We start from the raw sequence: 19,991 nt of genomic DNA, 5'->3' as shown, positions 1-19,991 counted from the left end.
GCGACCTGATCGTGGACATGACGCAGTTCTTCAACCAGTACCACTCGATCAAGCCGTACCTGATCAACGACGAGCCGCCGCCCGAGAAGGAGCGTCTGCAGTCGCCGGAAGAGCGTGAAGAGCTCGATGGCCTGTACGAGTGCATTCTGTGCGCGAGCTGCTCGACGTCGTGCCCGTCGTTCTGGTGGAACCCGGACAAGTTCGTCGGCCCGGCCGGTCTGCTGCAGGCGTATCGTTTCATCGCCGACAGCCGCGACCAGGCCACCAGCGAACGTCTGGACAATCTGGAAGATCCGTATCGCCTGTTCCGCTGCCACACCATCATGAACTGCGTCGATGTGTGCCCGAAGGGCCTGAACCCGACCAAGGCCATCGGCAAGATCAAGGAATTGATGGTGCGGCGCGCGGTGTAAGCGCGCAGTGGCTCAGACTTTAAGAGCCACGGCGCTCAAATTCTTTTCGGCCTTTTTCCGGCACGCCGTTCAGCCGCCTTTCCCGGGGCAGCTAGCGGAGAACTATCGCGCCGCCCATAGGCGGAGATAAGACCCATCGGGGTCGTACTCGGGGGCTTGCTTCCGGGTGTTGAATCGCCTGCCGCCACGTGGGTCTGTGCCACGCCCCGCGATATACAACCAGTTGCCCTGATTGCTGTAGACGTCGTAGTCAACGAGTTGCGATTCGAACCACGCAGCCCCTGCGCGCCAGTCGCCTTTCAGGTCATGCACGAGGTAGCTGGCGACCACCTGCCTGAGCCTGTTGCTAAGGTACCCGGTGGCCTGTAGTTCGCGCATCGCGGCATCGACCAGCGGTTCCCCCGTAGACGCATGACGCCAGCGCTCGAAGCCCTGGGCATCAGGGCGATCGGCGTGCTGCGGTTCATCGGCGAGACCACGTGCGCGGTAGAGTCGCGCGCCATGCTGAAGATGCAGAAAGCGGAAGTAGTCTCTCCACAGCAACTCGAACCACAGCCAATAGCTGCCGTCACTCTTGCCGTGCAACTGCTCGAACCGCTGCAGCTCCGCCACCACGCGTCGGGGCGACAACGCGCCGCTGGCCAGCCAAGGAGACCATTTGCTTGAGAAGTCCAGCCCAGCCAATGCGTTGCGCGTGCGCTTGTACGTATGAGGCAGCTTGCGCTGCAGGTAATTGGCCAGATGCTGAAGACCCGCCGTCTCACCTCCATCAAACTCCGGCCTGCCATACGGAAACGACGAGCGCGAATCCGCCGCCGATACTTTGGCTGCATCGGGAGCGGGCGCACGCACCAGGCCAGGCGGGAAGACGAGTCCAGGCGGCGGCGGAAGGTAAGCCGGCGGAAGCAGAGGCTGCGAAGGTTGGATCGACGCTTGTTCGATGGCTTGCCTGAACGTTGTGAACACACGCGGCAGCGATTGAACGGGCCAAGGCAGGCCAAACGGATCCATCAGACTGCTCTGCCAGACGGTCTGCACATGCAGTCCCGCACTTCGCAGTTCGGCCACTTCCGTCTGCTCGTATGGTGCGGCGATGTCTTCGCAAAACACAGCCGTGGCGCCCATAGCGTGCGCCAATGCGGGCAGGACCTTTCCTGGCGGGCCACAGCACTCGACCAGCGGGTTGCCGAGATCGGCCAACTGGCGCTTCAGATCCCGGACAGCTGCCGCAAGCACGGCCCGACGGTGCACGCCCACGCGTGCGAAACCCCAGAGCGTCGGCTCGTCGTAATCCGCATGGCAGTACACCGGTACGAGGTGCCTGGCCCCGCTCTCGCACGCTGCGCGCAGTGCCGGCTGATCATGCAGCCGTAGATCGTTACGGAACCAGAACAGGACGGTGCTCAACGCGCTTCTCCATCGCGTGCCTTGCTTTGCTTGGCTTCTTTGCGGCAACGCTCGGAGCAGTACTTGACCGCATCCCAGTCCCTTGCCCACTTCTTGCGCCAGGTGAATGGCAAGCCGCAGTGCACGCAGTGCTTGCTCGGCAGATTTAGCTTCTTGTGCATCGACGGATTCAAAAGTCGAGACTGAGCTGCGAATACGTAGCCCCATTCCCACGGGGGGTGTCAACACGATCACGGCGCAAGCGGGAGGCGTGCCTCTTCACGATGGCGTCATTGGCCGCGCGAACCTCCGGCCGGGCGCGCAACGCATGCACGCGCGTCTTTGCCTGCCGCGTTGCCGCCTCAAGATCGACCAGCGGAACAGGGATGTCTTCGCCAACCCGCACACCGCAGCGGGCCTGCACATCGGGCGGCATGCGCCAGGGCTGCAAGAGCCACGCGTCGGGCACGCGGCGCAGGGCCGGCAGCCAGCGCCGGACAAACCGGCCATGGGGGTCCTGGTCCTGCGCCTGTTTGATGGGGTTGTAGACACGCGTGGTGTTGATGCCGGTGGTGCCGGCTTGCATCTGCATCTGGCTCCAGTGGATTCCCGGCTCGTAGTCGATGAACTGCCGGGCCAGCCAAAGACCCACCGGCCGCCAGTGCAGCCATAACGGGTAGGAAGCAACCGAGACGAGCATGGCGCGCATGCGAAAGTTGATCCAACCGGTTTCTCTGAGCATGGCCACACAGGCATCCACCATCGGCCAGCCGGTACGCCCCGCCACCAGGGCGGCAAAGTGGGTCGGGTTCCATGCCGCCTCGCGCAGGCCGTCGTAGCTACGATGCAGATTGCGGAACTCGATGGCGGGTTCAGATTCCAGTTTCTGGATGAAGTGGCAATGCCAATGCAGACGACTGACAAACGCGGACAGCCCTTTACGCTGCCACACCGCATCGTCGTCTGTGTTGCTCTTGAGCTGGAGCAGGCGTTGCTCTGTGGCTTGCACCACTTCGCGCATGCTCAAGCATCCGTATGCCAAGTAAGGAGAAAGACGCGAGCAGGCACTTGGCGCCGTCAAAGGCGAAGAGATGCCGCCTCGATAGTGGCGGCTTCGCTCAGACAGGAAATCCCACAGCACATCAGCGCCGCGCGTTCGTCCGCCGCGCTGGCGGCGAGGTGGCGAATATGCATCCAGGCCCAGTCCCTCGCACCCAGGCCAATCCATCGTCTGCCATGGCAGAGTGACATCACTCAGGCTGCCCGCTTCGGGCGCAGCCACACGCGGCGCGTACATGAGCTCGGCCCAGCGGGCGTGCCAGACGTCCCGGGTGGGCAAGCGCCGCACCACCCCATGCTGGGGCCACTCGCGCCAAGTGACGCCCCGATCGACACACCAACGGGCGACGGCCTTGTCGCGCGCGAATGTATGGCCATTGCCCGTCTCTTCGTGAGACACGAGATGGCTGAAAGGCGCCGCCGCATGCAGTCGCCCGAATACCTCTGTCACTTCACCTACGGCGACCTGCAATCGTGCCCCGCACGCACGCAATTGCTGCGCGAGATCCCGCAAACATTCCTGGATAAAGAGATAGTGCTGCGGTGCGGCGTCCGGCTGGGCCCAGAGGCTTGGCTCGATAACGTACAGACACAGGACCTTTCCCTGGCGGGCGGCATGGACAAGCGGGGCATGGTCGTGCACCCGCAAGTCACGCTTGAACCAGACGACGGTGTAGCTCATTGGACTTCGGTGGCTTACAGCACAACTTGATCGCGTCGCCCGAGTATAAGAAGCACGGGCCCGCAATCAACAAGTGACCTGGCCGGCCGGGCGCGAATTTTCAACGCATTCCCGATTCAACCAGCGTGACACGCCGTTGAAGATGCATTCGCGGCCTAGTCATGCGCTGCTGCACAGCGCGCTCAGGCAGTGGCTACGAAGCGCGCCATATCTGACAGCACAGGCCCCAGAAACTGCAGCGGCGAAGCCAGCGCGGCCACGAGTGTTTTATGGTCCAGCTGCGGGTAGACCTTCAGTTCCACCGGGTGCCGATATTGCATCAGGCGTTCGGCAAGCGAGAGCGTATTTCGCCGGACATCAACGTACGCATCGTGCTCCCCCGTGAGCAGCAAAGCTGGAGGCAGCCACCCCTGGCTTACGTGGAACACCGGCTGGCTATCCGCTGTTTCGTTCGGATGGTTGAACACGGGCAACACGTCGGCCGCTTGAATCGGCAGGAAGTTGTAGGGGCCGGCCATACCGATCCAGCCCGACAGCGTTTCGATGCGCAAACCCTGCGCTTCGAGCCAGCGGCTATCGGTCGCCAACATCGCAGCGTTGTAGGCGCCAGCGCTATGCCCCGCGACAAACAAGCGCGAGCCTGCATGGCCCTGCCGATCCAGCCAACGCCGTGCGAAAGCCGTGGCGGCTGCGCAGTCCAGCAGGAAGTCGGGGTAGCGCACTTCCGGATACAGCCGGTAGTCGGCAACCATCGCAATCGCTCCAGTTGCGGCCAATGCTTCGCCCACGAATGCGTAGTCCTTGCGCTCACCCTCGCGCCACGACCCGCCGTAGAAGAACACAACCGCACGGGGCGGCCCTTCCATCGGCCGGACGGGTCGATAAATATCCAATCTCTGGCGCGGGTGTGGACCGTAGGCCAGACCCAGCGTCGGCACGCTTGCGTCGGACTGGGTCACGGCGTTGAGCACATCCAGGGCAGAACACCCTGTGAGGCTCGCCAACGCAGCTGCCATCCATGCTCGGCGAGTCACGCCACGCATCGACTTCCTCCTTGCAGCCAAAAAAATGTCGGGCAAACGCACGGGTAGCGGTTAACGCCGCCCATGCTCGATGAGATATGAATCAAGTGCAGGCACATACAGGTTGAGGTCAAGACAGAGCGCTCGAAAATATACGCACACCCGTGCGCGTTGGATGCAGTGCCCAGGATGGTTCGCGAAAACGTGATCGCACAGCAGGCCAACCTGCGCACGCACCCATCAGTGGCGCTGGCTGAATCCCGCACCACGGTGGCGGTCACGTCGCGCAACCTGCGGCAGGTCTGACGAGATGGCCGGGAGCCTTCGGGCACCGGCCGCTACCCGGCTATGCGCTGCGGGCGCAATGCCCGCCGCTGGAAGTCATTCTGCGGGGCGCCGGGTAGCGGGATGTCTCTCGCGCCCCAACAGGCAACGCAATGCTGCTTCCAGATGCGGAAAGCGAAACGGATAGCCGGCCTCCATGGCCCGCCTGGGCTGCAGGTGTTGGCTGCCCAGCAGCAACACTGACATTTCACCCAGCGCCATCCGCAATGTCCACGCGGGAACAGGCAAGAACATTGGACGGCGCAACGTAGCCGCCAGCGTGCGGGAAAAGTCCGCGTTGCTGACAAGATGCGGCGCACATGCATTGAAGGCGCCCTGGCAATCGGTGCGGTGCAAGAGAAAATCGATCAGGCCCACCACGTCGTCAAGATGGATCCACGGCATCCACTGCTGGCCACTGCCGAGCCGTCCGCCAAGTCCCATGCTGAACGGCAGACGCAGCCTGGGCAACATGCCGCCATCACTTGCAAGCACGGGCGCGGTGCGCAGTAATACGACGCGCATGCCTAACCTTTCTGCACGGCGGGCTTCGTCTTCCCATGCGACGCAGAGTTGACTGCCAAAGTCGTGCTCGCCTGGGCGACTGCCTTCATCCAGGGGCTCCTGCCCTCGATCCCCATACCAACCCGTGGCGGATCCGGAAATAAGCACGCGAGGCCGTTGCTCGCAACGGCTCAGCCAATCCACGAGCTCCCGTGTCAGGTCGACCCGACTGCGCCATAGAACCTTCCGCCGCTGAACCGTCCATGGGCGATCGGCAATCGGTGCGCCGGCCAGATTGATGACCGCATCAAACGGGGCGGCGCCATCCAACTCACGCAGCGTTGCGACACCGTGTGCCCCCCCACACAACCGAGCTACCCGTTCAGGCGAGCGGCTCCAGACAACGAGATCGTGGCCCTGCGCACGCCACTGGCGGCAAAGCGCACGCCCGATCAATCCGGTGCCGCCAGTCAACAAGATGCGCACGATGGTTGGTCTCCTGATTGCAGTTGAGCCGCGCGGGCCGTCGCATCCGTCATAACGTTTCGAGGCTCGCTCGCACTTGGGCTGCACGCATGCGCAGAGCATCGCGCTCCTCAGCGTCCATCTTGGCGAGTTGCCGATACACCATGGCCAGGCGCGGATTGCGGCCGAACACGTCAATATGGCGCGTGAAAAAATCCCAGTACAACGCGTTGTATGGGCATGCGCGCTCTCCGACACGCTGCTTGCTGTCGTAGTGGCAGCCCTTGCAGTAGTCGCTCATGCGCGAAAGGTAAGCGGCACTGCTGACATACGGCTTGGTGGCAATGCGTCCGCCGTCTGCCCACTGGCTCATTCCCACCGTATTCGGCAGCTCCACCCATTCGAAGGCGTCGATGTACACACCGAGATACCAGCGGTGGACCTCGTCGGGTGAGAGCCCTGCCAGCAAAGCGAAATTGCCGATCACCATGAGGCGTTGAATGTGATGGGCGTGGGCGGTCTGCAACGACTGGCCAATCGCCAGTTGCAGGCAGCGCATCTGGGTCTTTCCGCTCCAGAACCATGACGGCAGCGGCGCATCATGATTCAACACGTTGCACGACGCGTATCCGGGCATCTGTGCCCAATAGATGCCGCGCACATATTCCCTCCAGCCCAGAATCTGGCGGATGAACCCCTCCACTGCTGGCAACGGCGCCCTGCCATGCCGATACGCTGCCTCTGCCCGGTCGATCACCTCACGCGGATTCAGCATCTTCACATTGAGGGAGAAAGACAGCAGCGAGTGGAATAGCCGCTGGTGGCTGCTGCTCATGGCATCTTCAAAATCGCCAAAGTGCGGCAGCGTCTGCTCGATAAATGCGTCAAGGCAAGCCAGCGCTTCCGTGCGATTCAAGGGCCACCGGAACTCGCCGGCCTGCGCTTCGCCGAACGATTTCACACCGCTGCGCTCCACCGTGAGCCACAACGCTTGGTGGTCATGCACGGGGCGCGCGTCGGCAGGTTCGGGGGGCGTGCCGCGCCACGGCTTGCGGTTGTCATGATCAAAATTCCATTGCCCGCTTTCCGGCCCACCCGTGTCGTCGAGCAGCACGTTGAAGCGGCGGCGCATCTCGCGATAGAACCGCTCCATGAGCCACTGCTTGCGGCCTGCAAACATGGTGGCCAGATCGTGCCTGCCCGTGAAGAAGTGTTCGGTGTCGACTTCGCACGTGGATAGCGATTGCGCTTCGGCCCATTCGCGCAACTGTGCATCCACGCGCCACTCGTCGGGGGATTGCCACTCCAACCGCTCGGCGCCGTAGTGTGTGGCGAGTGCGGCGAGATTCTCGGTCAGGGACTGGCGGTTGCTTTCATCGTCGATCGCCACATAGCGCACGCGGTGGCCGCCCTCTCGCAGACAGCGAGCAAAGTCGCGCATCGCCGCAAAGATGGCGAGGATCTTTTGCGCGTGGTGCAGAACGTAGTCGGTTTCTTGCCGCACCTCCATCAGCACGTAAACCACGTCATGGTCCACATGCGCAAACCAGGAATGCTGCGAGTTGAGCTGATCGCCCAGCACCAGCCGCAGCGTCTTGGCACGCTGGTTCATGTCATTGCTCTCAGGAACATGGCGCCACGGTCTTGTGCTTCGTGCTCGCTCTTGGGGTGGTGCATGCGCCCTCGCCGCTACTGAGACGGATCCTGCCGCTCGTGTGACACGGAAATCAGCGCGGACGTATCAATGCCAAGCGCACGTGCACGCGCAAAGATCGCGTCCCGCTGTGCGGGGTCGAGATGCTTGTCTCGTGTCAGCACCCAGCAGTAGCTGCGGTCCGGCCCGACAACCAGGGCCCAGCGATAGCCTGGATCCAGCGCCGCCACGTGGTAACCGCCGTAGAACGGACCGAAGAAGGACACCTTCAGCGAACCGGTGTCGTGATCGCCCACGAAGAGCGCCTTGCCAACCGCCTCGCGCCATTCGCCCTTGGCAGGATCAAAGCCACGGTTGACCACGCGAACGCTGCCATCGGGTTGAGGCTGGTACGTGGCCGAGACATCGGTCAAGCCTCGCTCGAAAGAATGATCGAGCCTAGCCTGCTCGTACCAGCGCCCCTGATAGCGTTGAAGATCGAACGGCGTGACGGCCGTGATGCCCGCGGGTGGGCTCGTGGGCGCACAGCCCGCCAGGAATGCCCCCGCGAGCAGCGGTGCGAGCCAATACACGCGCGCACGCATTGCGGACAATGCTGTTGCCCGCACAACAACGCTGATCTGCTTGAACACGCCCTGGCCACGCAGCCCTGCGCGCTTCGCGAATCGAAATGCAGCTGTCAACGCATCTGCCATTCAAGTCCCCTTAGAGTGAATGCCGCTACTTGCACTATGAAACGCTGCGCTGCGCAGCCCGTCAACGAAATGCAGCAGAACACGCGGCTCATTTCCGCCAATGAACATGCTTTGAGTTGGCATACCGGCTCACGCTGCCGCAATCCCGGTGTTGCTCAGCAATGTCAATCGTGAGCAGGTTTTGCATCAAGAAAACTTTGTGCCAGCGTTTCCGTGTCATACGCTGCGTCAGTAGACTTTGGAAGCGGACAGTTCACCGCTTGACCCACTTGTAAGCATGCCCTCGCGATATGCCTGCCCAACGCATTCACGCCGTCCGAGCCCTGATCCTGACTCTTTGCACGCTTATGAGCGTTGGAGCGTGGGCCGACTGCCGCGACACAGTGCCCGCCCCGCAACTCTCCGGCAAGGGCGAGCTGTGCCTTTTCGGCTTCTGCCTCTACGATGCGCAGCTATGGAGCGCTGAACTCCCACCCAGCTATGACGCGCCCTTCGCATTGGAGGTGACGTATCGGCGTGCGATCGAGCGGAGCCGGCTCATCGAGACCGCCATCGATGAAATCCGCAGACTCCAGGCGCCCGTTCCGTCAGACGACACCCTCGCGCAATGGCAACGCGCAATGACCCCCGCTTTCCCCAACGTCAGGCCGGGCGACACCTTGTGCGGCGTGTATTTTCCCGGGCGCGGTGCACGCTTCTACGCCAATGGACAATTGACGACCGAGGTGGACGATCCAGCCTTCGCGCGTGCCTTCTTCGATATCTGGCTGGCACCCGGCACGCGCGCTCCATCCCTGCGCCGTCATCTCCTGGGCAAGTCACGTTGATGCGCGCAAGGCTAGTTGGCATCTCCCGGCGATTGGAAGCCCGGTTTCCCAATCTGGCTCGGCACTTGCGGCACACGCCGGAAACGCGAAATGTCATAACCCATCGCGTCGAATCGGCTCAGTGCAGCGCGATAGTCGGCATCGCTCATGTTGGGGTCGCGCGAGAACACCCAGCCGAGGCTCTTGTCTGGATAGCCGAGCAGCGTCACCCGGTATTCCGGATCGACATACAGCGTCAGTTGCGACACGTAGATCGGCCAGAACAAACGCACGCGCCACTCGCCACCACCGCTGCCTTCCACCACCGAATCAACGAACTGCATGCGTTTGAGGGGGGCATCGAAACTGCCCGGCCGGTAGACATAGGCATCGTCAATACGGCCATCGGGCCGCAGGGACCATTCGGCATAGCTGCCGACATTGCCGCGCTCACCAAAGTACGGAATGTTGGCGATGACATACCAGCGCCCCATGTAGCGCGGCAGATCAACCGGTACCGTCTTCAGCGGCACCGCAGCCCTCGGGTTGGGATTCGGGGGCGGGCTGGAGCAGGCAGCGCTGGCGACGGCCAGCGTGAACACCGCCAAACGACGTGCCCAACCTGACAGGGTGAGCCAACGGTGGCCTTTTTGATGCGTTCTCATCGTGCTCTCCTCTATACGGTAGCCGGACAAGCCGGCTGGTTTGTCTGCGTGCTGAGTGCCGCGCGCGATGCCGCTTGGGTCGGCATCGTTTTTGTCGCCGCACTGCTGGCGCTTCATCTGCGGCAAGCCCACCGGCCATACCAGGAATTGCGGCTCGTGATGTGGGTGGTGGTGCTCGCGGCGCCGTGGGAAACCCTGCTGATACGCACCGGGCTCATCGTCTATCCGCACGGGACCGTGTGGGCCGGGTTCGTACCGCCCTGGCTGCTTGCGCTTTGGGTGCTGTTCGCGATCCAAGTGAATGTCCTCTTTCGTTGGCTGCGCGGCAGGTGGTGGCTGGCCATGGCGCTGGGTGCCATTGCGGGCCCGCTGTCGTTTCGTGCGGGAGCAGCGCTGGGAGCGGCGCACATTCCCGATGTACCCGCCACGCTGGGGGTGTTGGCCATCGGGTGGGCGTTATGGATGCCGCTCCTGGTATGGATGGGCCAGCGCAGCGACGGAACCGGCACCCTGCCCTGACTGCCACGGCGGCCGGCCTTCCGCTAGCGCTTGACGAACCGGTAATGCGCCACGCCCCACTCGTTGCCGCCGGCATAGCCGAACAACGTCGACACCGCCAGATAGAACATGCGCCACCGCTGAAACCACACGGCGGCCTGGCGCTCGCCATAGGTCTGCGCGAACACCGGCATCAACTCTCCACGGGCCGCGTCAAGATTGGCCAGCCAATGGTCCGCCGTGCGCGCGTAGTGCGCGCCGCTGACCCACCACTGCCGCGCCACGCGCAGGTCTTCCTGGAAATGCAGCAGCAGCGCTTCGGATGGCATGGTGCCGCCGGTGAAGAAGTACTTCGACATCCAGTCGGTGCCGTCCTGCACCTGAAAGTGATACGCCAGCGTGCGATGCGCAAAGATGTGCACGAACAGCACCGCATCCGGTCGCATCCAGCGCGCAATCTTGCCCAGCAACAGGCCGTAGTTCTTCATGTGTTCGAACATTTCGATCGACAACACACGGTCAAAGCGGCCGCCCTCGGGCATGTCTGCAAATTCGAAATCGACGATGTTTGCGGTGTGCACGCTGAGGTTCGTCAGCCCGCGCTCGGCTGCCCGGGCCTCGATCCAGCTGCGCTGACCGCGCGAATTGGACAACGCCACAATGCGTGCGTTGGGATACCGCTTGGCCATCCATAGCGACAGCGATCCCCAGCCGCAGCCCAGGTCCAGAATGCACTGGCCGTCGGCCAGGCCGGCGCGTTCGGCATAGCAGGCAAACATGGCCTCTTCTGCCTCGGCCAGCGTTTCATTGCCGCTCGGGTATAGCGCGCAGGAATACTTCAACTGCGGCCCCAGATGGGCCTCGAAGAATGCGGGCGGCAATTCATAGTGCTGCGTATTGGCTGCGTCAGTCTCAATCGCAATGGGGCTGGCGTGCAATTCATCCAGCAACGCATTGAAGCGTCGTGAACGCAGTTCGCCGTCATGAAGGCCTTCGTCTTGCAAACGCTGGCGCATGAGGGCACGCATGCCGGCACGCACCAGCGCATCCGGCAGCCATCCGCGCTCGCAACATTGGATGAGCCAGCCATCACTGGCGTAGGCCGCGGCCTGCGGCGGTAGGGTCGGCGTGGACAGCGCAGTCATGTAAGGCTCCTTGGGTCTGTATGTCTGAACATCAGTGGCGCGGCGGCCATGGAATCAACACGCTCGTTGTGCGGGCGTATTCGGCATAGTCGTCGCGCGTGGCACGCATATGGGCTTCGAGCATGGGAACACCCGAGACCTTCACGAGCAGCCACGCCATGGCCACCGGAGGCAACAGCGTGAGCCATGCCCACGGCGTGCCGATCGCCAACGGTACGTAGGCCAGCCAGTGCACGCATTCAAAGAAATAGTTCGGGTGCCGCGAATAGCGCCACAGCCCCACCCGGCAGGTCTTGCCCCGGTTGACCGGGTCCGCCGCAAAACTGCGCAGTTGCCTGTCGGCCAGGGCCTCGCCCGTCACCGCAATCAGCCACAGGGCCACGGCGGCCGCCATGGCAAGGGCACTCGGTGAATCCGGCCTATAGCTCGGCACGGCAAACGCGATCGACAGAAACATCGACACCGCCGCCTGCAACTGGAAGAAGCCAAACATGTTTCGCGGTGCGGCTGCGCCCCATTCCTCGCGCAATTTCCGGTAGCGGGCATCTTCCGGCTTGCCCGCATTGCGGCGCCACAAGTGCCAGCCAAGGCGCGCGCCCCACACTGCGCCTCCTACCCCGACCAACACACGCGCGAGCAACGACCCCGCACCTAACCACGCGTAAAGCAATGCCACCATGCCCAGCGAGAACGCCCAGACCGGATCGACCATGCCGGCATTCCCACTGCGCAACTGCCACGCCCATACGGCGCTGAACACCGCCACCAGGAACACCAGCGCAACGAGTGCGACGCCGACCGCCGACATGGTCACCCCCGCTCCAGCAGAAACTGCGACACGCCGATCCGGCCCTCGTCAAAGCCGGCCTCGCAGTAAGCGAAGTAGAGCCGCCAGATGCGGATGAAGGGCTCGTCGAATCCGAGTGCGCGCACGGCATCGAGCCGTGCTTCGAAACGCTGGCTCCAGCGGCGCAGTGTCTCTGCGTAGTCGCGGCCGAAGTCGAGGCGGTCAACCACACGCAAGCCGTGCTGTTCCGCCAGCTTGATAAAGCGCTCCCGGCTGGGCAACATGCCGCCCGGGAAGATGAACTGCTGGATGAAATCGGTGCCAGCGCGGTAGCGCTCGAAGTGCGCCTCGTCGATTGTGATGCTCTGCACCAGGGCCCGCCCGCCATGGCGCAAGCAGCGCACCAGCGTCTGAAAGTAGGTCGACCAATAAGATTCGCCCACCGCCTCGAACATCTCGATGGAGGCGATGGCGTCGTAAGCACCGTCCAGGTCCCGGTAGTCACGCAGTTCAACGCGGGCGCGTGGCTCGTCGGCCAGGCGCTCGGCCGTGTAGCGGCGCTGTTCTTCCGAGAGCGTGATGCCGTGAACATGGGCACCGCGCGCGCAGGCCATTTCCATCAGGCCGCCCCATCCGCAGCCGATTTCCAGCACATCCATGCCGGGCCCCACCCTGAGCAGATCGCACACGCGCCGGTACTTGGCAGCTTGAGCGTCTGCGAGCCCCTGCCGCAGGTTGCCGTTGAACCATGCAGACGAATACGCCATGCCCTCGTCCAGCCACAGCCGATAGAAATCGTTACCGAGGTCGTAATGCAAGTGGATGTTGCGGCGACTGCCGCGGCGGCTGTTCCGGCGCAGCAGGTGGCGCAAGCGAAGGACGGAACGCGCCAGCACATTCCCGAAGATCGCCTGATCGAGCGTGGCGGCGTTGACGATGGCCAGGCGCAGCAGGTTTGGCAGGTTGCCCGTGTCGATCCATCCGTCGCGATAGGCCTCGGCAAAACCCACATCGCCGCTGCGCAGGATGCGCCCACACGCACGCCAGTCTGTGATGCGCAGATCTGCCGCCAGCGGCGACGCGGCATCGCCGATCTGCACATCGCCATCGGGCGTGACAAGGTGAAGGAAGCCGTGCCGCAGCCGACCGGCCAGCGCCACGAACAGCCGGCCGGCCGCAGGAACATGAGGCGGCACCCAGGCCAGGGAAGGCGAAGCTGTCATCGGGAATTCTCCGGAGAAGTTCTGTCGTGGGCATCACGGCCAAAGAACGGCACGCCCTTGAGCCACAAGCGCAGAGCCTGCCAGTGGATGCGGCCGATAACCTGCAGCGCAAGCAACGGCTGCTTCAGCAGCGCACGGCGCAGGTGAGCCGCATCGAACGGCTGCAGCCTTCCGCCGATGGCGGTATGCAGCAAGAGGCCGTCTTGGTCGTGATAATCGATGCGCGCCAGCGCGGTTGCTGCCGTCTCTGTAAAGCGGAACCGGTAACCACCCTCGACCCTGCAAAAGGGCGAGACATGCAACTGCTTGCGGCACGTCAGCACGGTCTGTGCGCCGATGGCTCCGCCGTCCTGTGCGCACAGCAGGTAGCTGTGGTGCTGCCCGAAGGTGTTGTTGACCTCAGCCAGCACGGCGCGCAGCGTGCCGGCCGCGTCGTGGCAATACCAGAACGAGACGGGATTGAACATCCAGCCGGCGATGCGCGGAAAGGTCTGCAACCAGACCTCGCCATCGGCAGGCAAACCCGCGCTGCTCAGCACGCCACGTATCCAGGCGAGCAGATCCGTGCCGTCTCGCGGGCCATAGTCACGCACGCGCAACGACAACGGCCGCAAGCAGTCCACGCCAAACCATGTGCCGGTCAGGCGCCCCAGCGCCGAGAGCTTCACGCGCACGGCAAACACCGGGTAGACAAAGCGGTTGGCCACCGGCCGCAGGCGGCGGTGCATGACCTGGCCGACAAGAAGTTCTGCGTCGCCATTCATGACGCAACCTTTGCCCATGCAGGGGCGCAGCCGAAATCCTCGACCACGCGCAGGGCAGACTTCAACCCGTCTTCGTGGAACCCGTATCCCGTCCAGGCACCCGCAAACCAGGTGTGGCCGCGACCTTGCAGTGCCGGCAACCGAGCCTGTGCGTCGATGGCGGGCTGATCGAACACCGGGTGCTCGTATGCGAAGCGCTGATACTCCAGCTCGGGCGCCGGCGGGTCGGACGGATTCAAGGTCACGACCACCGGCGTCGACACCGGCAGCGGTTGCAGCTGGTTCAGCAGATAACTGACGCACGGCGCCGCGCCCGTTGTGCCCGCCCGCGAGGCGTCGAGATAATTCCATGCGGACCACACGCGCCGCCGACGCGGCAGCAGGCGGGTATCGCGGTGCAGGAATGCGGTGTTGGGTTGATAGCGGAATGCGCCCAGCACAGCACGCTCGTCGTCCGTGGGATCGTCGAGCAGACGCAGCGTCTGGGGCGCGTGCGTGGCAAGCACGACGGCGTCATAGCGCTCGCTGCCGGAATCGGTCCGCACGTCGACGTGGTCCGCCGCACGGCGGATGCCGCGTACCGGCGTGCCGACACGCACGTCTGCCAACCCGCGCGCAATCGCGTGGACATAGCTGCGTGCCCCGCCTTTGACGGTGCGCCAACGCGGCCTGTTGAAGACCTGCAGCAAGCCGTGGTTCAGACAAAACCGCAGGAAGGTTTCCGCGGGGAACGCCAGGATGTCCCGGCTGGGCGTGGACCAAATTGCCGCTGCCATCGGCAACAGGTAATGCGCACAGAACGGCTCGCCATACCGGCCGGCGGCCAGCAGCGCACCCAGGCTGTGACGCTCATTGCGTGCCACCGCCAGGTTGGCGTGCGCTTGCCGGTTGAAGCGCAGGATGTCGCCCAGCATCGACAGAAACCGCGCCGACACCAAGTTGCGCGGCTGCGCAAAGACCGTGCTCAGACTGGTGCCGGCCCATTCCAGCGCCCCGCCGTCAACCGACACGCTGAACGACATGTCGCTCTCGCAATGGGCGACGCCAAGCTCGTCAAACAGCGCGATGAGGTTGGGATACGTGCGCGAGTTGAAGACCAGAAAGCCGGTGTCGACGCCAAAGACTTGCCCGCCTTCTTCAATATCGACTGTATTGGTATGCCCGCCAAGCCGAGGGGCGGCCTCGAACAGCGTCACGGCGTGCCGCTTCGCAAGAAAATGCGCAGCCGCGAGCCCCGAGATGCCGGAGCCGACCACGGCAATGCGCTTTGCAGGAAACTGAAGAATGTTCAAGGCGATGCCTCTTAGGGTGGCTTGGCGCTCAATCGCCGTGGCGGCCGGGCAGCAGCGCAAGAAACTCGCGCCGCAGGCTGGGATCTGTCAGAAACACCCCGCGCATCACGCTGCTCACCATGCGCGATCCGTCGTCCTTCGTGCCGCGCCAGTGCATGCAGTAGTGCTCCGCCTCCAGCACGACCGCCAGGCCGTCGGGCGCCATGCGGTCTTCCAGCAAGTCGGCAATCTGCTTGATGGCTTCTTCCTGGATCTGGGGGCGGCTCATGACCCAGTCGATCAGCCGGGCGTACTTGGACAGCCCGATCAATTGGGATTCTTTGTGTGGCATGACACCAACCCACGCACGCCCCATGACCGGGCACAGATGGTGAGAGCAGGCGCTGCGCACGCGCAACGGCCCCACCACCATGAGTTCGTTGAGCCGCTCCGCATTCGGAAACGCGGTCACTTCGGGGGCCTCGACGTAGCGCCCGGCAAATACCTCGCGCACGAACATCTTGGCCACGCGGCGAGCCGTCTCCCGGCTGTTGTGGTCTTGCTCGACATCGATGACCAGCGCGCGCAGAACAGCTTGCAGGCGCTCCTCGACCTCGGCCTGCAGGAGATCCAGTTCGCCATCGCGCAGGTAGGCCGCGATGTTGTCATTGGCGTGAAAGCGGTGGCCGGCGCTCATCAACCGCTCACGAATCCGGACAGAAAGCGGCACGCTGCCAGCCGCCCCGGCAAACCCGGGCGGATCCAAAGTCAGTTTCATTGAAGTTGCTCCGAAAATTCGGCGGTGCTGTCGCTGCCCACGCCGCCTCAGGCAAGCTCCCGAGCGAGGCGGATGGGACGCATACGCTATATACGTAGCTAACCTGCTGGTGGATGCAGCGATTCCGCCCGGATTGCGAATTCCATGGCGTCTTCGAGCATCAACCGGGCGCGATTGGCGACATCCCCGAGATAGCGGTGCAGTTGTTCATCAAGCGAAGACCGCACCGCACAGCCATCGCTGAAACGCTCGAATGCATCGAGCTGGCGAATCAGCCCGACAAGGTGCCGCGGGCATTCGCAGGCAATCGTCTGCGAGGCGTTGGCAAAGATCTCCAGCTGCCGGTCTGTGAACCGGCGCGCATTGCGTCGCAACGGTTCGAGCTTTCCGTAGACCGCGTCCACGCGCACGAGCTGCGCCAGTTCTTGCAGAACCTGGTCAAGCTCACCCTGTGCATTGGGCTCCCGATACAGCCGCACGCCGGCCGCGCGCAGCATGTCGGTGGCGCGAACCGTACCGAAGCTGTAGATCACACCGACGGCACTGGCACCGCACCGCCGTGCCATCGCCAACAAGGCTTCTGCCGTTTCCGGATGCAGGGACGCGGCTTCCGCGATCAGCGCATCTGTGCTCGGCGGCGACTCAAGCTGAGCCTCGGCGTCCAGCGCGGGCAATTCGATGACGGGCTCGATCCCAAGCGACACCAGCGTGCTTTTTCTGCGCCGGACGCGCTCAGCCAGCAACGTGCCACAGACGGAAAGCGAAATTGCGGCAGTGGGCGGCGCCAGCGCCGGTGCTTCAGCAGCGAGCGAGGCGTCCAGCAACTGCTGGAGCTCGGTGCTGTCTGCATGCGCAATGGCGCCGATCGCGTGCCCCTGATTGACGAGCGAGCGCAGCAGCGCAAGGCGCTTGACGTCCTCGCCCGAGTACAACCGCTGGCCGGACTCTGATTTGGTGGGCGAAATCACACCATAGCGCTGCTCCCACACACGGAGCGTGGATACAGGCATCTTGGCCATGCGGGCGGCCGTTCCGCTTCGGTACATCGGGGCCGCGTTGTCTTCGTGTGGCACGTGCGTCTCCATGCAAGACCTGCTTTGCTGACATGAAACGCTGTGCCATCGACATCGTCAATGAAATGAAGCGCAAACCGCGCTTCTTGTGCACCTATGAGTCGGAATTGAATCGCTATTCCGGAGTAAAGGAACAGGATCGCGGGGCCGCCATATCGGCAGGCTCCAGCCGCGCTCCCGCCAAACCGCTTCAGCGGGAGCCGTCTTCACGTTACGAAGCGCGTGCCGTCAGCCACTGGTTTGGTTGCAGCGGGGCGCCGACAATCCGCATCTCCCCAAGGCTGCCGAAGAACCCATTGCCCATGCTGCCGCCATACTGCGCACAGCCGATCGCCATCTGCTGCGTGCTCGCCACGTAGCGGATGCCGTCCATCCCGCTGTTGTTGCGCAGAATGGGCGCGCCTTCCACGTACATCGTTGTGCTGCCCTTTCCATCGTTGACGATGGCAACGTGCAGCCACTGCCCCGCCGAGACACCGCCAGACCAGCACGCCAGGTTTTCGGTGCTGTCGGTCGGGATGACCTCCCACTGGAACTCCATCAGGTTGGAAAACGCGAACATCGCCATCGTGTCGCCCTGGTCGACATCGCCCGGCCATGAAACGCCAGTGGCTGCGCTGCGTGCGCCAAGCCGATAAAGAATGCCCATCCACGCGTTGCTCTGTGCAGTCCAGGCCGAGTCGATCTTCAGGAACGCCTCGATCGTGTAGCCGCCGGCAAACGTTTGCACATTCAAGGGCGAAGTGGAGTCTGTCGTGAAATACGAAGCCCTCGTCTGGTTGGCGTTCTTGAACTGCAGGCTGCCCGGCGCAGAAGACAGCGGGTGATGGTCTTTCGACCAGACCAGGTCGCCGGGTTGTCCGCCCATCCACGTGTTGAGCGAGATGGGGTTCGCGCCCACCGTGGTATCGCCCGGCACGGACACGTCCTTGATCTGGAAGCCCGGCTGATACGGAGACAGCGCCTCGCCTTCGGCAGCGGCTGCGTTGTAGAAGCGCCAGTGCGCCAGCGTGTTGGGCACCACCGGGTAGTCGTTCGGGCCGGACGCCGGCTTGCCCGCATCTTGCGGCGGGTTGTGATAGTTCGCGAGGATCAGCCCCTTGGCGACATCCGTCAGGCTGCCCGACACGGAGCCCGCCGCCGCCTTGAAGGTGGGATTGAAACCGGCAAAGCGCTTGGCAAAATCGATGTCGATCGAGAATTGCTGGTTATCTGCCGTCAGCCATGCCGAATCGAACTGATTCAGGCTCGCTTCCGGCTTGACCGGCACCCACGGCGAGAACGAACTGGCGATGATCTTGTTGTTCGTCAGATCGAATTCGTACAAGCGCATCAGGCCATTGCCGCCCATATACGCCATCTGATAATCGACGACCATGAAGATGACGTCGTTGCCGGCCGCGTTCTTCTTCGTCATCTTGCACGACCCATGGTAGTGACCAGAAACGGCCATGAAAATCTGGTCGTTATTCTTGATCAGCTTGTCCCACAGGTAATTCGAATACGCCGTATCGGCTGCCGTAACAGCGTCCGGGCCAATGCCCGCAAGCTGGTGGCAAATCAGGATGACCGGAATGCCGGGGTTCTTTGCGATGACCCAGTTGGCCCATGCAATCGCATCGTCCGAAGCGCGCCACGACATCGACAGCACCAGGAACTGATTCCCTTCCGCCTGGAAGACGTGGTACTCGTGAAAGCCCGACCCATGGCGGCCGCCGAAGGTTGGCTGCCGTTGTGCCCGCGCGGTTGGGAACACCTTCAGATACGGCTCCACCAGCCCTTGCCGATGGCTGCCGCCGTCCTGGTATCCGTCGGTGTTGTCAAATCCCGAGACGCCGACGCCCCAGTCCGGCCCCCATTGCATCGACGAGCCGATGGCGCCAACGTCGTGGTTGCCGGCGCAAATCGAATAGCTGCAGTTGGCCTTTTCCAGCACCTGCATTGCTTGGCTGGCCAGTTCCCACTCTTTGGTTACCGTGCCGTTGCTGAGTTGGCTGTTGCTGAGCAGATCGGTACTCGTGCTCCACGGCGCCGAACCTTCAGAGGTGTAATACCAAGACTGGTCGACAATATCGCCAAGGTGCGTAGTAAATGCCAGTTTCAGCGCCTTTGCATTTTGGGCAATCCATTGCGTCTGCGCCTTGAATGGATTGTCGAATTGCGGATTGATGGTCGGATAATTCTTTTGATACAACCCGCCCATTTTTGCAGAGGCATAGCGCGGATAAAATTGCGTATCCGGCAAGGCCGCCAGCGTAAATGACGACACCAGCTTTGGTGTCGTCGTTCCGGTGCCCGGATCGCCCGCCCCTGGCGAGATTCCCGTTGAACCCGTTGAGGCGTCCGGCGAATCCCCGCCACCGCACCCGCTCAGCACGCCCGACAGGCCGACCGCCGTCGAAGCCAGCATCATCCGCAGCAATTGCCGGCGCTTCAGCTCAGGAACAGCGGCCAGATCATCCAGCGTCAGCTGCTGTTGATCGGCCCCACTTTTCATTGACATGGTTCTCTCCGTTACGTTTTAGGCTACCCAGAAGACAAAGCGATTGCCGTCGCAATTCGCAGGGTTGGTCCAACGTTCGAAGGGAAATGAAAGTGATGCCTGAAAAACCGCAATTCTCATCGACACAGATCAACCGCACTGAGCCTGCGAGACAAAACATTCTCAAAAAGGCTCAAATAGCGAATGCGTTCGATGCTCTTTTTATTGCCTGCGATTCATGAAATGAATCGGTCACATCGATTGGCACTCGCATGGTAGGAATGATGTGTGACAG

Annotated in this window: 20 protein-coding genes; 4 read left to right on the top strand and 16 right to left on the bottom strand. The window is 62.9% G+C overall.

Features of this window, described 5'->3' with window-relative positions; genetic code table 11:
- Positions 1-413: succinate dehydrogenase iron-sulfur subunit (locus NKG59_RS22775; RefSeq protein ID WP_168727219.1), on the top strand; the 413-nt coding region annotated here is incomplete at its 5' end.
- Positions 414-515: 102 nt separating this feature from the next.
- Here the strand turns inward: NKG59_RS22775 and NKG59_RS22770 are convergent.
- The 4 genes from NKG59_RS22770 to NKG59_RS22755 form a co-directional block, all read right to left on the bottom strand.
- Positions 516-1,820 carry a DASH family cryptochrome gene (locus NKG59_RS22770; RefSeq protein WP_253541758.1) on the bottom strand — a complete coding sequence of 435 codons (1,305 nt, stop codon included), beginning with the start codon at positions 1,818-1,820 and terminating at the stop codon, positions 516-518.
- Entirely contained in the window at positions 1,817-1,981 is a 165-nt protein-coding gene (locus tag NKG59_RS22765; protein ID WP_253541756.1) for a DUF2256 domain-containing protein, read from the bottom strand. The genes NKG59_RS22770 and NKG59_RS22765 overlap by 4 nt, the downstream gene beginning before the upstream one ends.
- Before the next feature lie 8 nt (positions 1,982-1,989).
- Positions 1,990-3,540 carry a cryptochrome/deoxyribodipyrimidine photo-lyase family protein gene (locus NKG59_RS22760; protein ID WP_253541753.1) on the bottom strand — a complete coding sequence of 517 codons (1,551 nt, stop codon included), beginning with the start codon at positions 3,538-3,540 and terminating at the stop codon, positions 1,990-1,992.
- Positions 3,541-3,722: 182 nt separating this feature from the next.
- Positions 3,723-4,583: an alpha/beta hydrolase gene (locus NKG59_RS22755; RefSeq protein WP_045203337.1), complete on the bottom strand. Its 861-nt coding sequence runs from the start codon at positions 4,581-4,583 to the stop codon at positions 3,723-3,725.
- 168 nt (positions 4,584-4,751) lie between these two features.
- Here NKG59_RS22755 and NKG59_RS22750 point away from each other — a divergent pair, with 168 nt between their 5' ends.
- A complete protein-coding gene (locus NKG59_RS22750; RefSeq protein ID WP_253541747.1) occupies positions 4,752-4,868 on the top strand; it encodes a carbonic anhydrase in 117 nt (38 codons plus the stop codon).
- A 75-nt stretch (positions 4,869-4,943) separates the two neighbouring features.
- On the opposite strand, the gene NKG59_RS22745 is transcribed toward NKG59_RS22750, so the two are convergent.
- From NKG59_RS22745 to NKG59_RS22735, 3 genes are all read right to left on the bottom strand, one after another.
- The gene (locus tag NKG59_RS22745) at positions 4,944-5,876 is read right to left on the bottom strand and encodes a TIGR01777 family oxidoreductase (protein WP_253541744.1); all 933 of its coding nucleotides are present in this window, start codon (positions 5,874-5,876) and stop codon (positions 4,944-4,946) included.
- A gap of 49 nt (positions 5,877-5,925) precedes the next feature.
- Positions 5,926-7,467 (bottom strand): cryptochrome/photolyase family protein, encoded by a 1,542-nt coding sequence (locus NKG59_RS22740; protein WP_253541741.1) that lies wholly within the window; start codon positions 7,465-7,467, stop codon positions 5,926-5,928.
- Between the two features lie 77 nt (positions 7,468-7,544).
- On the bottom strand, positions 7,545-8,093 hold the full coding sequence (locus tag NKG59_RS22735) for a lipocalin family protein (protein WP_394373649.1): 549 nt from the start codon (positions 8,091-8,093) through the stop codon (positions 7,545-7,547).
- Between the two features lie 458 nt (positions 8,094-8,551).
- Here NKG59_RS22735 and NKG59_RS22730 point away from each other — a divergent pair, with 458 nt between their 5' ends.
- Complete coding sequence (locus tag NKG59_RS22730; protein ID WP_420804046.1) at positions 8,552-9,031, top strand: chalcone isomerase family protein; 480 nt, start codon at positions 8,552-8,554, stop codon at positions 9,029-9,031.
- Between the two features lie 11 nt (positions 9,032-9,042).
- Here NKG59_RS22730 and NKG59_RS22725 read toward each other — a convergent pair whose 3' ends face one another.
- A complete protein-coding gene (locus tag NKG59_RS22725) occupies positions 9,043-9,675 on the bottom strand; it encodes a lipocalin family protein (RefSeq protein ID WP_253541732.1) in 633 nt (210 codons plus the stop codon).
- Here NKG59_RS22725 and NKG59_RS22720 point away from each other — a divergent pair.
- A complete protein-coding gene (locus NKG59_RS22720) occupies positions 9,664-10,194 on the top strand; it encodes a DUF2878 domain-containing protein (RefSeq protein WP_045203341.1) in 531 nt (176 codons plus the stop codon). The genes NKG59_RS22725 and NKG59_RS22720 overlap by 12 nt on opposite strands.
- Before the next feature lie 23 nt (positions 10,195-10,217).
- Here the strand turns inward: NKG59_RS22720 and NKG59_RS22715 are convergent, their stop codons facing one another.
- The 8 genes from NKG59_RS22715 to NKG59_RS22680 all read right to left on the bottom strand — a co-directional run bounded on the left by NKG59_RS22715 (position 10,218) and on the right by NKG59_RS22680 (position 19,717).
- Positions 10,218-11,318 carry an SAM-dependent methyltransferase gene (locus NKG59_RS22715; RefSeq protein WP_253541730.1) on the bottom strand — a complete coding sequence of 367 codons (1,101 nt, stop codon included), beginning with the start codon at positions 11,316-11,318 and terminating at the stop codon, positions 10,218-10,220.
- A gap of 31 nt (positions 11,319-11,349) precedes the next feature.
- Positions 11,350-12,126 (bottom strand): DUF1295 domain-containing protein, encoded by a 777-nt coding sequence (locus tag NKG59_RS22710; RefSeq protein ID WP_253541727.1) that lies wholly within the window; start codon positions 12,124-12,126, stop codon positions 11,350-11,352.
- Positions 12,127-12,128: 2 nt separating this feature from the next.
- Entirely contained in the window at positions 12,129-13,328 is a 1,200-nt protein-coding gene (locus NKG59_RS22705; RefSeq protein ID WP_253541724.1) for an SAM-dependent methyltransferase, read from the bottom strand.
- Complete coding sequence (locus NKG59_RS22700; RefSeq protein WP_253541721.1) at positions 13,325-14,092, bottom strand: DUF1365 domain-containing protein; 768 nt, start codon at positions 14,090-14,092, stop codon at positions 13,325-13,327. The genes NKG59_RS22705 and NKG59_RS22700 overlap by 4 nt, the downstream gene beginning before the upstream one ends.
- Positions 14,089-15,384, bottom strand: a complete 1,296-nt coding sequence (locus NKG59_RS22695) for an NAD(P)/FAD-dependent oxidoreductase (RefSeq protein WP_253541718.1) — start codon at positions 15,382-15,384, stop codon at positions 14,089-14,091. Before NKG59_RS22695 ends, NKG59_RS22700 begins: the two co-directional genes overlap by 4 nt.
- Positions 15,385-15,412: 28 nt before the next feature.
- Complete coding sequence (folE, locus tag NKG59_RS22690; RefSeq protein ID WP_253541714.1) at positions 15,413-16,141, bottom strand: GTP cyclohydrolase I; 729 nt, start codon at positions 16,139-16,141, stop codon at positions 15,413-15,415.
- Positions 16,142-16,239: 98 nt separating this feature from the next.
- Positions 16,240-17,214, bottom strand: coding sequence for a MerR family transcriptional regulator (locus NKG59_RS22685; RefSeq protein ID WP_253541711.1), 975 nt, complete (start codon positions 17,212-17,214; stop codon positions 16,240-16,242).
- A gap of 211 nt (positions 17,215-17,425) precedes the next feature.
- Positions 17,426-19,717: a LamG-like jellyroll fold domain-containing protein gene (locus tag NKG59_RS22680; protein WP_253541708.1), complete on the bottom strand. Its 2,292-nt coding sequence runs from the start codon at positions 19,715-19,717 to the stop codon at positions 17,426-17,428.
- Positions 19,718-19,991 lie beyond the last annotated feature (274 nt).

It is taken from the genome of Ralstonia chuxiongensis, assembly GCF_024158925.1.
Lineage (GTDB): Bacteria > Pseudomonadota > Gammaproteobacteria > Burkholderiales > Burkholderiaceae > Ralstonia > Ralstonia chuxiongensis.
This window is presented reverse-complemented; position numbering and strand designations above follow the sequence as displayed.